Annotated in this window: 15 protein-coding genes; 9 read left to right on the top strand and 6 right to left on the bottom strand. The window is 66.7% G+C overall.

Annotated features, from left to right (window positions below):
* The first annotated feature begins 112 nt into the window (after nt 1-112).
* Together HRU76_08630 and HRU76_08635 are read left to right on the top strand one after the other, a co-directional pair.
* On the top strand, nt 113-1,567 hold the full coding sequence (locus HRU76_08630) for a tyrosine phenol-lyase (protein ID QOJ17643.1): 1,455 nt from the start codon (nt 113-115) through the stop codon (nt 1,565-1,567).
* Between the two features lie 57 nt (nt 1,568-1,624).
* Nucleotides 1,625-2,101: an Rrf2 family transcriptional regulator gene (locus HRU76_08635; protein QOJ17644.1), complete on the top strand. Its 477-nt coding sequence runs from the start codon at nt 1,625-1,627 to the stop codon at nt 2,099-2,101.
* Nucleotides 2,102-2,140: 39 nt separating this feature from the next.
* Here HRU76_08635 and nrfD read toward each other — a convergent pair whose 3' ends face one another.
* The 4 genes from nrfD to HRU76_08655 all read right to left on the bottom strand — a co-directional run bounded on the left by nrfD (nt 2,141) and on the right by HRU76_08655 (nt 5,416).
* A complete protein-coding gene (gene nrfD / locus HRU76_08640) occupies nt 2,141-3,355 on the bottom strand; it encodes a polysulfide reductase NrfD (GenBank protein QOJ19146.1) in 1,215 nt (404 codons plus the stop codon).
* Nucleotides 3,356-3,441: 86 nt separating this feature from the next.
* Entirely contained in the window at nt 3,442-3,783 is a 342-nt protein-coding gene (locus HRU76_08645) for a cupin domain-containing protein (protein QOJ17645.1), read from the bottom strand.
* Nucleotides 3,784-3,798: 15 nt separating this feature from the next.
* Entirely contained in the window at nt 3,799-4,800 is a 1,002-nt protein-coding gene (locus HRU76_08650) for a 4Fe-4S dicluster domain-containing protein (GenBank protein ID QOJ17646.1), read from the bottom strand.
* A complete protein-coding gene (locus HRU76_08655) occupies nt 4,793-5,416 on the bottom strand; it encodes a hypothetical protein (GenBank protein QOJ17647.1) in 624 nt (207 codons plus the stop codon). Before HRU76_08655 ends, HRU76_08650 begins: the two co-directional genes overlap by 8 nt.
* 165 nt (nt 5,417-5,581) lie before the next feature.
* Between HRU76_08655 and HRU76_08660 the strand changes: the two genes are divergently transcribed.
* The 5 genes from HRU76_08660 (at nt 5,582) to HRU76_08680 (ending at nt 10,356) form a co-directional block, all read left to right on the top strand.
* Nucleotides 5,582-5,914: a hypothetical protein gene (locus HRU76_08660; GenBank protein ID QOJ17648.1), complete on the top strand. Its 333-nt coding sequence runs from the start codon at nt 5,582-5,584 to the stop codon at nt 5,912-5,914.
* A 50-nt stretch (nt 5,915-5,964) separates the two neighbouring features.
* Nucleotides 5,965-8,358 (top strand): molybdopterin-dependent oxidoreductase, encoded by a 2,394-nt coding sequence (locus tag HRU76_08665; protein ID QOJ19147.1) that lies wholly within the window; start codon nt 5,965-5,967, stop codon nt 8,356-8,358.
* Between the two features lie 267 nt (nt 8,359-8,625).
* Nucleotides 8,626-9,225 (top strand): nitrate reductase cytochrome c-type subunit, encoded by a 600-nt coding sequence (locus tag HRU76_08670; protein QOJ19148.1) that lies wholly within the window; start codon nt 8,626-8,628, stop codon nt 9,223-9,225.
* Nucleotides 9,226-9,347: 122 nt separating this feature from the next.
* On the top strand, nt 9,348-9,881 hold the full coding sequence (locus tag HRU76_08675) for a 4Fe-4S binding protein (protein ID QOJ17649.1): 534 nt from the start codon (nt 9,348-9,350) through the stop codon (nt 9,879-9,881).
* Nucleotides 9,882-10,035: 154 nt separating this feature from the next.
* A complete protein-coding gene (locus HRU76_08680; GenBank protein QOJ17650.1) occupies nt 10,036-10,356 on the top strand; it encodes a hypothetical protein in 321 nt (106 codons plus the stop codon).
* A 76-nt stretch (nt 10,357-10,432) separates the two neighbouring features.
* Here HRU76_08680 and HRU76_08685 read toward each other — a convergent pair whose 3' ends face one another.
* A complete protein-coding gene (locus HRU76_08685; GenBank protein QOJ17651.1) occupies nt 10,433-11,260 on the bottom strand; it encodes a hypothetical protein in 828 nt (275 codons plus the stop codon).
* 332 nt (nt 11,261-11,592) lie between these two features.
* On the opposite strand from HRU76_08685, the gene HRU76_08690 reads away from it, so the two are divergent.
* Both HRU76_08690 and HRU76_08695 read left to right on the top strand, forming a co-directional pair.
* Nucleotides 11,593-12,330 carry a hypothetical protein gene (locus HRU76_08690; protein ID QOJ17652.1) on the top strand — a complete coding sequence of 246 codons (738 nt, stop codon included), beginning with the start codon at nt 11,593-11,595 and terminating at the stop codon, nt 12,328-12,330.
* A gap of 36 nt (nt 12,331-12,366) precedes the next feature.
* Entirely contained in the window at nt 12,367-12,831 is a 465-nt protein-coding gene (locus HRU76_08695) for a hypothetical protein (GenBank protein QOJ17653.1), read from the top strand.
* 6 nt (nt 12,832-12,837) lie between these two features.
* Here HRU76_08695 and HRU76_08700 read toward each other — a convergent pair whose 3' ends face one another.
* Nucleotides 12,838-13,602 carry a PrsW family intramembrane metalloprotease gene (locus tag HRU76_08700; protein QOJ17654.1) on the bottom strand — a complete coding sequence of 255 codons (765 nt, stop codon included), beginning with the start codon at nt 13,600-13,602 and terminating at the stop codon, nt 12,838-12,840.
* Nucleotides 13,603-13,646 lie beyond the last annotated feature (44 nt).

Raw genomic sequence — 13,646 nt, forward strand, 5'->3', positions numbered from 1 at the left:
ATTCCAGGGCTGAAACCGGGGAATCTTCCCCGATGGCCCATCCGACCGTCGTCCGAACCCTGTCCGACCCGCACCACTCCGTCGACCTCGCACGCCCCTTGAGGACCACGCCATGATCCGACGCGACAGACGTTCCTGGGCCGAACCCTACCGCATCAAGATGGTGGAGCCGCTGCGGCTCACGACCCGCCGCCACCGCGAGGCGGCCATCGCCGAGGCGGGGTTCAACACCTTTCTCCTTCGCAGCGAGGACGTCTACATCGACCTGCTCACCGATTCAGGCACCAACGCCATGAGCGACCGGCAGTGGTCGGCCCTGATGCTGGGCGACGAGGCCTACGCCGGCTCCGCCAGCTACTACCGGCTGGAGGCGGTCGTCCGCGAGCACTACGGCTTCAAGCACCTGATCCCCACCCATCAGGGTCGCGGCGCCGAACACCTGCTCAGCCAGCTCTGCATCAGGCGGGGGGACGTGGTGCCCGGCAACATGTACTTCACCACCACCAAGTTCCACCAGGAATACGCGGGCGGTCGATTCGTGGACGTGAGCATCGACGAGGCGCACGACCCCGCGTCGCTCCACCCCTTCAAGGGCAACGTGGACCTGGCGAAACTGGAGCAGGTCATCCGTTCGGCCGGTCCGGAGCGCGTGTCGTATCTGTCGCTGGAGCTCAACGTCAACATGGCGGGGGGGCAACCGTGCAGCATGGAGAACATCCGCGCTTCGTGCGACCTGTGCCATCGTTACGGCATCCCCGTCTATCTCGACGCGACTCGGGCCATCGAGAACTGCTACTTCATCCAGTTGCGCGAGCCGGGGTACGAGGGACGCGACCTGAAGGACATCCTCCGTGAAATGTGCTCCTACGCCGACGGCTGCACCGTCTCGGGCAAGAAGGACTGCCTGGTCAACATCGGCGGCTTCCTGGCGGTCAACGACGATGACCTGGCCGAGCGGGCCCGCAACCTGTGCGTGGCCTTCGAGGGGCTGCATACGTACGGCGGTCTGGCCGGGCGCGACATGGAAGCCATGGCCGTGGGCATCCGCGAGTCGGTGGAGTTCGACCACATGCGCGCCCGCGTGGGGCAGGTGGAGTATCTCGGCGAACTGCTGCGCGGCGAGGGAGTGCCCATCGTGCTGCCGATCGGAGGGCATGGCGTGTTCATCGACGCGGCCCGCTTCCTGCCTCACATCCCCCGCGAGCAGTTTCCGGCCCAGGCGCTCTCCGCCGCGCTGTACGTGGAATCGGGCGTGCGTTCGATGGAGCGTGGCGCGGTGTCGGCGGGCCGCGACCCGGACACGGGGGAGAACATCTACCCCTCGCTCGAGCTGGTGCGTCTGACGCTGCCTCGGCGCGTCTACACCCAGGCCCACATGGACGTGGTGGCCGAGTCGGTGGCGGCGCTGTTCGGAGCGCGGGAGAACGTGGTGGGGCTGCGAATCACGCACGAGCCGAAGCACCTGCGATTCTTCCAGGCACGGTTCGAGCCGGTGCGCGGCTCGAAGGTGCTGATCGGCGACGCCCAAACCGTCCCTGCCGCCCCCGAGCCGGAGTGGGCCATCTGAGCCCCGCTACGATGGACATGATCATCCGGACATCCTTCATGGACTGAGAGGTGACACGTGATCACGCAGACCGCCGAGTACGCCCTGCGGGCCGCCGCCGACCTGGCGACGCATCATGGACGACCCCGGACCTCGCAGCAGATGGCCCGTGCCACGCACGTACCACCCGATTACCTCTCCAAGGTGATGAAGGAACTGGTGCGCGCGGGGATCGTGCGCTCCCAGCGCGGCGTCAACGGCGGCTTCTCGCTCCTGCGCGATCCGGATGACCTGCCGGTCTACGACGTCATCAACGCCGTCAACCCCATTCAGCGCATCCGTGAGTGTCCGCTGGGGCTGCGCGCCCACGCCAGGGGCAATCTCTGCCCGCTGCACCGACTGCTGGATGACGCGATGGAGAAGATCGAGGCGGCCTTCAAGGGCGTCACGCTGGGACAACTGGCCCGCCAGGCCAAGCAGCATGGGAAGAACGGCGATCCGCTCAGCCGACCGCTGTCGCTGACGGTGGATCGGGCCATGCGCGCGGCGTCCTGATGGGCGTCATCAGCGTTCGATGCGACGCTCGATCAGCGATCAGTTGGCCCCACCGGCGGTATTCCCGCCGGCGTTTCCGCCGAACGCGGTCAACTGTCCCGACAGAATCGGGATCGCCACCTTCAGGGCTACGGTGTAGACCATCAGCCCGAAGGCCCAGATGCCCGCAGTGACCTTCCATTCGGTCAAGCTCGGCGTGTACTCCACCACTTCGTGGAGCGTGCTGGGGATGAACCCCGGCACGATCAGACCCATGCCCTTCTCGATCCAGCAGCCCATGAAGGCCAGCGCCGCCGCGATGATGACCACGCGGGCGCTGCGCATGGCGGCGGGGTGCAGGAACAGCACCGCGGCGACCACGTTCATCACGATCGCGGACCAGATCCACGGCACCAGCGCCGACTTGCCGTGCAGCCCGAAGAACAGATACACCGCTGAACTGGTGTGGGCTCCGCCCGTGTAGAACTCGGTGAAGATCTCCGAGATCAGCAGCAACAGGTTGATGAGAATGGTGACGCGGACAATGTTGACCAGCGTCTGGATGGGCCGGTCATGCACGTCCATGCCGACGATCTTCTTGAGCACCAGCAGGGTGACCATGATGAAGGCCGGACCGGAGACGAAGGCCGAAGCGAGGAAGCGGGGGGCCAGCACCGCGCTGTTCCAGAAAGGCCGCCCGCCCAGCCCGCAGTAGAGGAACGCGGTGACGGTATGGATCGAGATCGCCCACACGATCGAGATCATCACGAAGGGCACGTACCACCTGGGGTTCGGCTGCCGCCCGAGGAACCGCATGTAGAGCATGTACCCGCAGATGTGCAGGTTGAGCAGCAGGTAGCCGTTGAGGACGATCACGTCCCAGGTGAGCATGGAAATGGGAAAGTTGAACCGCCCAATCACCGGGAAGAGGTGCCAGAAGCGATCGGGACGACCCAGGTCCACGGTGACGAACATCAGGCACATCACGATGGCGGCGATCGCCAGCAGTTCGCCGATGATCACGATGTCGTGCATGCGGCGGTCGTGGTACAGGTAGGCGGGAATGACCATCATCACGCCGCCAGCCGCCAGCCCCACGATGAAGGTGAAGTTGGCGATGTACAGCCCCCACGAGACGTGATCGGTCATGTTGGTGACGATCATCCCCTGCGACACCTGGCTGGCCCAGGCGTGAGCGCCCACCAGGGCGATGGCGGTGAGCAGCGTCATCCACGCATAGAAGAGAGGCGGTCCGTCCGTCGCCAGCACCAGCATCCGGTACAGGAAGCGAGGGTAGTTCGTCCAGTGACGCGGACGCTCCTCCAGCGCGGGGGACGGCGTCGATCTGGTGTCGGCGGCGCTCATGCGGCGTCACCTTTCACCAACGTCAGCAGGAAGATCGTCGGCTCCACGGCCTTCAGCGCGTGCAGTGCGTTGGGCGGCATGAGCAGCCAGCTTCCAGGGCGCATGTCGTGCGACGCGCCATCGACGGTGAACGTCAGCCGTCCCGTGATGATCTGCACCGTAGCCACGAAGGGCGCCTTGTGGTCGCTCATCTCCTGCTCGGCGTCCATCGAGAAGAGCACCTGACGCAACGAGGGCGTGTTCACCAGCGGCTTGCTCACCGTCGCGCCCGGAACCACCGGACAGAGGTCGGGCAGCAAGGCGGCGTGGACGGCGTGCGTGTCGAACGTGGGCTTCATGGCGTCACGTATGGTTCAGCGGTCGAAGAAGTAGAAGAACGACGGCAGGGTGCCCAGTTCCTCCTTGAGCACGTACACCCGCTTGTGCTCGAGGATCCAGTGCAGTTCGGAGTTCGGGTCGTTGATGTCGCCGAACACCCTGGCCCCGGTGGGGCAGGCCTCCAGGCAGGCGGGCGCGCGGCCGACGCGGGTCCGGTGCAGGCAGTAGTGGCACTTCTCCATCACGCCCTTGGGGCGCAGACGATTGGAGAGATACCCCTGGTTGGGGTTGATCTCGTCGGGCGGGATGACCGGCTCGGTCCAGTTGAATCGCCGGGCGTGATAGGGGCACGCCGCCTCGCAGTAGCGGCAGCCGATGCACCAGTCGTAGTCCACCACGACGATGCCGTCATCCTCCTTCCACGTGGCCTCCACGGGGCACACATGAACGCAGGGCGGGTTGTCGCACTGCTGACACTGCACCGGCAGGTAGTACTTGCCCGGCTGGGGCACCTCGTGGGTGTACGTGGTGTTGCCCTTCTCCATGTCCAGCGAGCCCTTCTGCATCTCGATGACGCGGATGTAGGACTGCTTGCTGGCCCGGTCGTGGTTGTTCTCGCGGTGGCACGCCTCGACGCAGCGCCCGTTGCCGTTGCACTTACTCAGGTTGATGGCGTAGACGAACTTCGTTCCAGGGATGGGCGGCGGGTCGCTGATTGACACCCGGACGCCGGTTCGCTCCAGCGTCCGTCGCTCGATCCGGGCGAAGACGGCCTGCTTGTCCTCCGGCGTGAGCTCCTTGTAGTGGCGCTGCAGGAACTCCTCGAGCGTGAGTTCCGACGCCACGTCCAGCAGGGGCGACAGCGCGTGGGCGAACGCACCCAGCCCGAGCATGGCGCCCGCGCCCTTGATGACCGTTCGACGGGACACCTGCCCCAGTACGGGCAATGACACCGTCTGGGTGGTGCCGGCGGCGGCGCGACGCTCCGCCTCGCGCGCCCGATCGTCCGCATCACGGCGAATCGGCGTCTCACTCATGCCCGACGCCCTCCCCGGTGAGGAACCGATCGCGCGGCTTGAAGGTGGGAATCATCCTCGGGAACTGCGGCGCGTGTGGGTCATGGCAGTCGATGCAGTTGTTGCGCGTCCGCGGCCCTTTTCTGCGATCCCAGTAGCCGGTCATGCCGCCGTGAATGCCGTGTTCATAGTCCCGCGCCTGCGGTCCGTGGCACTGGGCGCAGAGCGTCATGACGTCGGGGTATTCGAGCCGACGCCCGTCCGCCAGCCGCAGGGCGTCGTAGTTGCCTGGGTCGTGGCATGAAAGACAGGTGATCGATCCGTGCCGGAAGGTGAGCCCCTGGTGAAAGAGGTCAAGGTCCGCCCCCGAGGCGTTGTCGAAGTTCGGCTCGCGCGAGGCGTGGCAGGTGGAGCAGGCGATGGTGATCTCGGCGCCGCTGGCGTCGAACACGCCCGTGCCCACGCGCGGCGGGCCCGCAGGGCGGCGGATGAAGATCGGATGCAGTTCAACGTCCTGCCGCGAGGCGGCCTGTTGATCGGCGCGATCCGTCATCGCGCTGTCGGACGTCTCTCGCGAGCACCCGGCCGCGAGCGTGCCGATCAGCATGATCGCCAGGATGGCGTCTCGTGAGAGCATCGTGGGCGTGGACCATCGAGTTCGGAAGTTCGCTCCAGTGTACCGAATGGCGGAGCATATGGGGAGCGCCCGCCGTTTCGATCCGGGAAACTTTCGCATCTTGCACGGTGTGTGTGAGACCGTACACTGGGTTCAGGCGCGACGCAGCGCGCTCAAGGGTGCTACATGCCTGTCAGCGGACTGGTTGTGACGCTTTCTTCCGACGCCGCGCTCGCGGACCAGGCGCGGTCGTGGCTGCGCCGTCGTCCGGAGGTGGAGCTGGGGGAGCGACAGGGGCTGCGGCTGCCTCTCGTCACCGAGACGTCATCCGCCCTCGCCGCTCACACTCTGCACGACGCCATCCGTGCTCTGCCGGGCGTGGTCGGGGTGGATGTGACGTTTGTCGCGTATGACGATGAGATGAAGTCGCCGGGGGACCGGGCGCATGCGCCGCCTGTCCCACGGTCAGTTGCCTGCGTTCCGCCCGGCTCTTCGAACGCCACGGAGGTTGAGCCATGACCGCCACGCTGATTCCCCAGGATCGTCGCGCCTTCATGAAGCACGCCGCCATGGCCGCCGCCAGCGCGGCCGCCGCGGGGGCGAGCGCGAAGGCGGGGGGCGCCTTCGCCCTTCCGCTCTTTGACGGCGGGCAGGCGTCGGGCGGCGTGACGTGGGACAAGGCCCCCTGCCGCTTCTGCGGCACGGGCTGTCACGTGCAGGTGGGCGTGCAGGACGGCAAGGTCGTCGCGATTGCGGGCGACATCAACGCCGAGGTCAACAAGGGGCTGCTCTGCGTCAAGGGCTATCACGTGGGGCTGGCGATGTACGGTCCTGACCGGCTGACCCATCCCATGCTGCGCCGCAACGGCGTGCTGGAACGGATCACCTGGGATGAGGCCATCGACATCATCGCCCGGCGCATCATGGCCAACCCCGCCGCCTTCGGCATGTACGGCAGCGGGCAGTGGACCATCGGCGAGGGCTGCGCCGGCAATAAGTTCATGAAGGCCGGGCTGGGCAGCAACCACCTGGACGGCAATCCCCGCTTGTGCATGTCGTCGGCGGTGACGGGGTTCCTTTCCACCTACGGAGTGGATGAACCGGCCGGCTGCTACGACGACCTGGACCATTGCGACGTGCTCATCATGTGGGGCAACAACCCCGCCGAGATGCACCCGGTTCTGTTCTCGCGCGTGGTCGATCGCCGCAGCAAGGGTGAAGAGGTCACCCTCATCGACATCGGCACGCGGCGCACGCGCACCACCGACCACTGCCAGCACTATCTGGAGTTCAAGCCCAACTCCGACCTGGCCGTCGCCAACGGCATCGCGCATCTGCTGATCCAGCGCGGGGCGTACGACAAGCAGTTCGTCGAAAAGCACTGCAACTTCCGGCAGATGAACCCCGAGAAGCCGGACGACATGTACGGCATGCCGATGACCTTCGACGAATACGCCGCCGCGGTGGCGTCGTATACACCCGAGCGCGTGGAGGCGATTTCCGGCGTGCCGGCGGAGAAGATCGTCCTGCTCGCCGATCTCTTCAGCCGGCGCGATATCCGCATCACCTCGCTCTGGTGCATGGGGATGAACCAGCACACGCGGGGCACGGCCATCAACTGCCTGGTGCATGGAATCCACCTGCTTTCAGGGCACTTCGGGCGGCCCGGTGATGCGCCAACCTCCCTCACCGGTCAACCCAGCGCGTGCGGCACGGTGCGCGAGGTGGGCACGCTCTGCCACCTGCTGCCGGGCGGGCGCGTGATCGCCAACGCCGAGCATCGGGCGCAGGCCGAGCAGTTGTGGAACGTGCCCGCCGGTCGCATCAACCCCAGGCCCGGCTATCACACGGTGCTGCTCTTCGAGAAATTCTGCACGCCGACGGACCAGGGCGGCGACATTCAGACGCTCTGGGTGCAGGTGACCAACCCCGGGCAGACGCTGCCCAACCTGCACAAACTCTTCCGCGCCAAGAAGAATCTCGAGGACAAGTTCCTCATCGTCTCCGATGTCTACCCCACCGCGACCACCGAACTGGCCGACCTCGTCCTGCCCAGCGCCATGTGGGTGGAGAAGAACGGGATGTACGGCAACAGCGAGCGGCGGACGCAGCAGTGGTTCCGCATGGTCATGCCGCCCGGCGAGGCGCGGGACGACTGCTGGCAGACCATCGCCGTGGCCCACCGGCTGCTGGAGCTCGGCCACGAGGGCATGAAGGGCTCGGATGGCGAGTTCATCTTCACGGTGCGCGATTCCTCCGGTGCGACTGTCCCGATCTGGGACTGGAATCACTACTACGACGTCAATGTCGATGAGCACCTCTTCGAGGAGTACCGGCCGTTCACGCGGCTCAAGCACAAGGATCTGGCGCCGTACCGGGAGTACGTCAAGGCCCGCGGCCTGCGATGGCCGGTCGTCGAGCAGCCGGATGGCTCATGGCGCGAGACGCGCTTCCGCTTCTCGGGGTTCGACGACCCGTACGTGGAGAAAGGGCGCGAGTTCCAGTTCTACCACTCCGTCACCAAGGACGACCGGGCGCTCATCTGGTTCCGTCCGTACGAAGACCCGCCCGAGATGCCGGACGAGGCGTACCCCTTCTGGCTCTGCACCGGGCGCGTGCTGGAGCACTGGCACACCGGCTCGATGACGCGGCGGATTCCGCAGCTCTCCCGCGCCATGCCCCGCGCCTACGTGGAGGTTCACCCCGAGGACGCCAAGCGGCTCAACCTGCGCAACGGCGACCTGGTGGTGGTCGAATCCCGCCGCGGCTCGATGACGCTTCCCGCGTGGATGAACGGGCGAGGTCGCCCGCCCGAGGGGACGGTCTTCGTGCCATTCTTCGATGAAACCAAGCTCATCAATGAGGTCACGCTGGACGCCCACGACCCCTTCTCCAAGCAGCCGGACTACAAGAAGTGCGCGGTGCGAATCCGCCGGGCCGACCTCCGGGCGGCGAAGGGGTGAGGCATGAGCCACGAGCCACCAGAAGACAACCCCGGACGGCTTGATCCCGTGACGGCCCGGCATCGCCCGTCCGCGAACGGCGCGGTGCGGATACCGCCCCGAGCGCTGCACCTCATCGTCATCGCGGCTGTCACGCTGGCGGGTGCGGGGTATCTGTTCGGACTTGGTCAGCCGGTGCGACCCGAGGGCGTCGCGCACCCGTTCGAGTCCGCGGGGCCAGCCGGCGCCGGCGGGGGCGACGCGGTGCCCGCCGTCACCTACGCCGACATGGCGGCCCGGCGCATGGGTCCGAACCAGGGGTGGCGCTCCGAACTGGCGTCGCTGGTGCAGCGGCAGGTGACGTACACCGACGACGAAAAACGCGACCCGACGCTGCGGGCGGCTTCGCTCGCCGATCGCGCTGCGCGGCGGGCCTACAACGGCGCTCCCCCCACGGTGCCGCACACGGTGGATCAGCTTTCCGCCGCCGCGTGCATGGCGTGCCACCAGGAAGGAACGCGCGTGGATGCGCGGCTGGCGTCACCCATGCCGCACCCGTTTCTGGCCAACTGCACGCAATGCCACGTGGAGGACCGAACTTCAGCCCCGGTGAGCCCGGTGATCGTGGAATCGCTGTTCCAGGGTTTGCCCGCGCCGTTCCAGGGCGAGCGGGCCTGGCCCGGCGCCCCACCGACCGTTCCGCACTCCACCTGGATGCGTGATGACTGCCTCAGTTGCCACGGGCCGATGGGCCGTCCCGGCATGATGACGACCCACCCGGAGCGTCAGAACTGCCTGCAGTGCCATGCGCCATCCGCCACGCTGGATCAGCGCCCCGCCTCCGATCCGGTGCAGTTTCTGCGCGACCTGAGCGAGCGGGAGTGGTGAGCGATCAGCCGCCCATCTCGCGGCGCGACTGGCTGCGCGGCGCGTTGCGTCGCCGCGGTGAGTCGGGAGAAGGTGGTCGTCGCGAGTCGAACGACTCAGGACGTGCGCCTGTCCATCGCGGGATGGATGAATCGCGCGAAGCGAATCCGCCGGGGGGCCGCTTCCCTCGCACATTCCCGATCCATCGTCCGCCGGGAGCCATCGAAGAATCGTCCTTCCTGACCGAATGCACGCGATGCGAGGCATGCATCGAGGCCTGCCCGCACGATGCGATCGTGCTCGCCCCGGCGCGCTACCGCGGGGCGGCCGGCACGCCCATGATTGACGCCGCCTCCGCTCCGTGCCGGATGTGTCCGGACACGCCCTGCATCGCCGCCTGCGAACCGGGCGTGCTGCGGGGTGATCTGGGGCCGCGCGGCCTGGTGATGGGCGAGGCCCGCATTCATGCCGATGACTGCCTCGCATTCACCGGCTCATTCTGCACGGTCTGCTCCGAGCAGTGCCCGGTTTCGGGGGCGATCGAGGTGCGCGAAGGAAAGCCGCGCATCATCGCCGAGGTCTGCACCGGCTGCGGCGTGTGCCATCACGTCTGCCCCGCCCCGATCAACGCGGTGATGCTGCTGCCGGCCTCGCCGCGGCCGCCGAGGCCGGGGTGAGGAAGTGAAGCGCGGAGCGCGGGGAGATAGAAGTCAGCCATCAGCCGGAGGCATCAGGCGTCAGGTACCGGGCGCTCGGCGGAACCGAGGATCGAACCCTGAGAACCAAGTGCCAACTCAGCACTCCGCACCCTCCCTCAATCCTCTCCCATTCATGGACGCATCCTCACCCAACCCGCCCCTGCCCGTGCTGCACGAGGCGATTCTCAGCGCCGAAGAACTCGTCCGGCTCTTCGATGATCTTCAACGGAGTGCGGCCATCGAGCGCGTGACGATCAGGTCCGCGGGAGCGCGGCGAGCCGAGTCCTCGGCCATTTCACTGGACGAGGCGCGCACCTTGTTCGCCTCGGGCGATGCCGCCGCGGTGCAGGTGCGATACGAATACGACGGCGCGGCGTGGTGCGACACGATTCTGCGAACGCCGGGCGGAGCGCGGATTGTCCGCATGAAACAGGCGCTCGATGGACCGACGTGATGACCCGGCGGAAACGACAACCGACCGGCGCCGGGCCGGTCGGTTGCCAGAGAGTCATCAGCGTCAGGCGAGGCGATCAGCCGCGGCGACGGCGCGTCGAAACCAGCCCGGCCAGGCCGAGCAGGGCGACGGCGCCGGGCGCGGGAATCTCGGAGATGAACGCCGCGGCGCTGAACGTGCCGCTGCCGGTGAAGGGCGAGGGCAGCGTGCGCAGCAGGGCGCCGCTGTTGATGTCGTACACGTAGAAGTTGGGCTGCGTGGTGTTGGGGCCGTCGGTGACGTAGTAGGCGATGCCGTTGTGGGTGGCCAGGCCGTCAATGTCGGTCTCGCCTCCCGGATAGGGGGCGCGGAAGAACTGATTCTGCGCGTTGGTGTCGATCTCGTACAGCCCCGCGCCGCCTGTATCGCTCAGCCCGTAGAGCTTGCCGTTGGTGGCGTCCACGTCCACGCCGCCGAAGTCGAACGCCGAGGAGTACTGGTAGATGAGGGTGGCCTGGCGCGTGACGGGGTCGATCTCGTACACGGCTTCGGTGGCGATGTTGCGGGTTCCCAGCAGCTTGCCGTTGCGGAAGCCGAGACCGACGAAGTTCACGGCCCCGCCGTTGTAGGTCATGGAGCCCAGGTTGGTGGGGGTCAGGCCGCTCATGCTGAATGGCGAACTGTACAGCGTGCCGCCGTTGTTCCAGTAGAGGGTGTTGGTCTGCGGGTCGTAGGCCATGCCCCAGGGCTTGGCTTCAGTCGTTGAAGACGAATACAAGGGTGTGGCGACCCCCGTGTTCACGTCCACGTGATAGATCGTGGCCACGCCGGACTGATCGTTGCCGACGATCAACTGGGCCTGAGCGCCCATGCCGAGGGCGGCCAGGGGCAGGGTGGTCATCAGTGCAAGTGTGGTCGTACGCATGTTGCCTCCTATCCGCGAAAGTGCCTCAGTGAAGGGCTCTCGATATGGCGCGGAACCTGTTTCACCACGCCGAGGCGTGCGTGAACGCGTCGTTTCGGCGCGAATGTCGATGAGCCCGGAACCTCGATCACCGGCAGAATAAGGCGAATTGCGGGGATTTCAAAGCAAAAAGGGGCGAAAAAACCGCCTCCACCAGCCAGTGGAATCAGCTGTGTGCAATCTGGCAAGCCCACTGTTCCGGTGGCCGTTCACCGGCGCAACTTCCTACACTCTCTGACTTGTCCACGTTCGCCTGCTCTCGGCGGCCACGGACGCCGCAAGGATTGCTTCCGATGTCATTGACTCAGCATCTCGCCGCCGCGTCGTTTCTGGTGTTCGCGTTCCTTTCGGGCGGGTGTGATCGGTCGCCCGCGGGCGACGCCGGCATCAGGGACAACGGGGCGCGCGTGTACGCGCTGGAGCCGGAAGACGCGCCCGTTCAGGGTGATGTCGCCCGCGCGAGCGGCGAAAGGGCCTCGTCAGGGGAAGCGGAACGGACGCACGCCGACGCCGGTCGTCCGGTCGAACCGCAGCCGCCCGGTGCGCGTGGAACCCCGGGCGGCGAAGATCCGGCCGGTACGCGCCGCATTTCCTTCAGCGGGTTGAGCGCGCCGGTTCCTCTCTCCTGGGAGCCGGAGCAGCCCGGCTCCTCCATGCGTGCGGTGCAGTTGCGCGTGGCGGGCGTGGATGGCGCGGGCGAGGCGCGACTGGTCGTCTTCGTGGGCATCGGCGGCTCCAACGAGAGCAACATTTCGCGCTGGGTCGGTCAGTTCCAGGGCGAAGGCGGCCAGCCGGTCACGCCCCGCGTCGATGAAATCACGGTTGGTGACCTCCGTATCACCACGGCGACATTGTCGGGCACGTTTTCCGGAGGCATGGGCGTCGGAGAAGGCGGACCCGGCATCATGATGGTCCAGTCCATCGTGGAGAAGCCCGGCGGCGAGAAGGTGTTCATCCGCCTGCTCGGTCCGATCGCGACGGTGGAGGCGGCTCGTCCGGCGTTCGAGGCGCTGCTCCAGGGGATTCGTTGAGGCCAAGGCGGATGCCGCCTGAGGAGATCGAGGGACATGCACACCCCGCCGATTCAGCCATCCGCCGCCGTTTCGCCTTCGGAAGCTGCGGCGGACGAGCAGCACCTGAAACTGCTGTCGCTGTTCTACTACATCATGGCGGGGCTGTCCGCGCTGGGCGTGTGTGCGGGCGGCATCTATGTCTTCATGGGCTGGTTCATGGCGGAAGGGATGCGTCGGGACACGACGCCCGACCCGAACGCCCCGTCGCCGGAGTTCTTCCTGTGGTTGTTCAGTGGTCTGGGGGTGGGCGTGATCCTGGTGTCGCTGCTGCTGGGGCTGCTCTACTTTCTCGACGCCCGTTGGATCAGCCAGCGAAGGCACCGCACGTTCACGTATGTGCTGGCGGGGTTCTCCATGCTGAGCATCCCCGTCGGAACGGCCCTGGGTGTGTACACGTTCATCGTGATGAATCGTCCGGGCGTGAAGGCGCAGTACGAGCGCGCCGCTGGATTGCGCTGAGACCTCTCAGGCGCCCGTCGGGTCGTTCTTGCGGGTCATCAGCAGCGTGATCGGCCAGCCCCAGAGCTGCCTGACGCTGTGCGGGTCGAACACCCGGCGGGACCAGTCCGAACCCACGACCACCAGCATGCCGTAGAACAGCAGCCCGAACCCCATCAGCCCCACCGCCGCCAGCGTCTGGTGCCATTCCATCTTTCCCTTCGGCCCGGCGGTGAACGCCAGCCAGTCCCACAGAAAATGAATGGTCAGCGAAACGGCCAGGCATCCTGCCAGAACTCGGGGCCACCGCGCCATCTTCATGCGCGCCATGCCTACGCCGAACCCTGTGATGCCCCCCAGCACCAGATGACCGGCGTATCGCACGAACTCGGTGGCGGGCGGCAGGGCGCTCAGCGGCGTGCGCCACAACTGCAGGTATGACATCGACTCCTCGATCGCCATCCCCAGGCCCACGATGGAGCCGTAGATGATGCCATCCATCGGGTCGTTGAAATGCCGCGGAATGAGCCAGGCGATGAGGGCGACGAGCAGCAGCCGGGCGCCCTCCTCGTGCGTGGAGGCCACCGCCGACACCACCACGTTGTGCCATTCGGCGGTTCGGAACAGGTCGATGGTCCACTGCTCGATGTCGCCCAGCAGCCACATGACGCCGAATCCCGCGGTTGCCGCCAGCAGCAGCATGGGCCACGGTTCGCGGTCGTAGAGGTCGTAGCGATAGACCAGCAGCGCCGCCAGCAGGCCCGTCACGATGAGGGTCGAATAAAGAACCACGCCGGGTCAGATATCGGCCCAAGCCACGACACTCGCGCAGGCAA

It is taken from the genome of Phycisphaeraceae bacterium (assembly GCA_015709595.1).
GTDB lineage: Bacteria > Planctomycetota > Phycisphaerae > Phycisphaerales > SM1A02 > CAADGA01.

What these genes read in the sequence shown, in the direction of transcription:
- HRU76_08630 (QOJ17643.1), top strand. Translation starts at nt 113, where the DNA reads ATGATCCGACGCGACAGACGTTCCTGGGCCGAACCCTACCGCATCAAG.
- nrfD (QOJ19146.1), bottom strand. Translation starts at nt 3,355, where the DNA reads ATGCTGGTGCTGGCGACGGACGGACCGCCTCTCTTCTATGCGTGGATG.
- HRU76_08645 (QOJ17645.1), bottom strand. Translation starts at nt 3,783, where the DNA reads ATGAAGCCCACGTTCGACACGCACGCCGTCCACGCCGCCTTGCTGCCC.
- HRU76_08650 (QOJ17646.1), bottom strand. Translation starts at nt 4,800, where the DNA reads ATGAGTGAGACGCCGATTCGCCGTGATGCGGACGATCGGGCGCGCGAG.
- HRU76_08655 (QOJ17647.1), bottom strand. Translation starts at nt 5,416, where the DNA reads ATGCTCTCACGAGACGCCATCCTGGCGATCATGCTGATCGGCACGCTC.
- HRU76_08660 (QOJ17648.1), top strand. Translation starts at nt 5,582, where the DNA reads ATGCCTGTCAGCGGACTGGTTGTGACGCTTTCTTCCGACGCCGCGCTC.
- HRU76_08665 (QOJ19147.1), top strand. Translation starts at nt 5,965, where the DNA reads ATGGCCGCCGCCAGCGCGGCCGCCGCGGGGGCGAGCGCGAAGGCGGGG.
- HRU76_08670 (QOJ19148.1), top strand. Translation starts at nt 8,626, where the DNA reads ATGGCGGCCCGGCGCATGGGTCCGAACCAGGGGTGGCGCTCCGAACTG.
- HRU76_08675 (QOJ17649.1), top strand. Translation starts at nt 9,348, where the DNA reads ATGGATGAATCGCGCGAAGCGAATCCGCCGGGGGGCCGCTTCCCTCGC.
- HRU76_08680 (QOJ17650.1), top strand. Translation starts at nt 10,036, where the DNA reads ATGGACGCATCCTCACCCAACCCGCCCCTGCCCGTGCTGCACGAGGCG.
- HRU76_08685 (QOJ17651.1), bottom strand. Translation starts at nt 11,260, where the DNA reads ATGCGTACGACCACACTTGCACTGATGACCACCCTGCCCCTGGCCGCC.
- HRU76_08690 (QOJ17652.1), top strand. Translation starts at nt 11,593, where the DNA reads ATGTCATTGACTCAGCATCTCGCCGCCGCGTCGTTTCTGGTGTTCGCG.
- HRU76_08695 (QOJ17653.1), top strand. Translation starts at nt 12,367, where the DNA reads ATGCACACCCCGCCGATTCAGCCATCCGCCGCCGTTTCGCCTTCGGAA.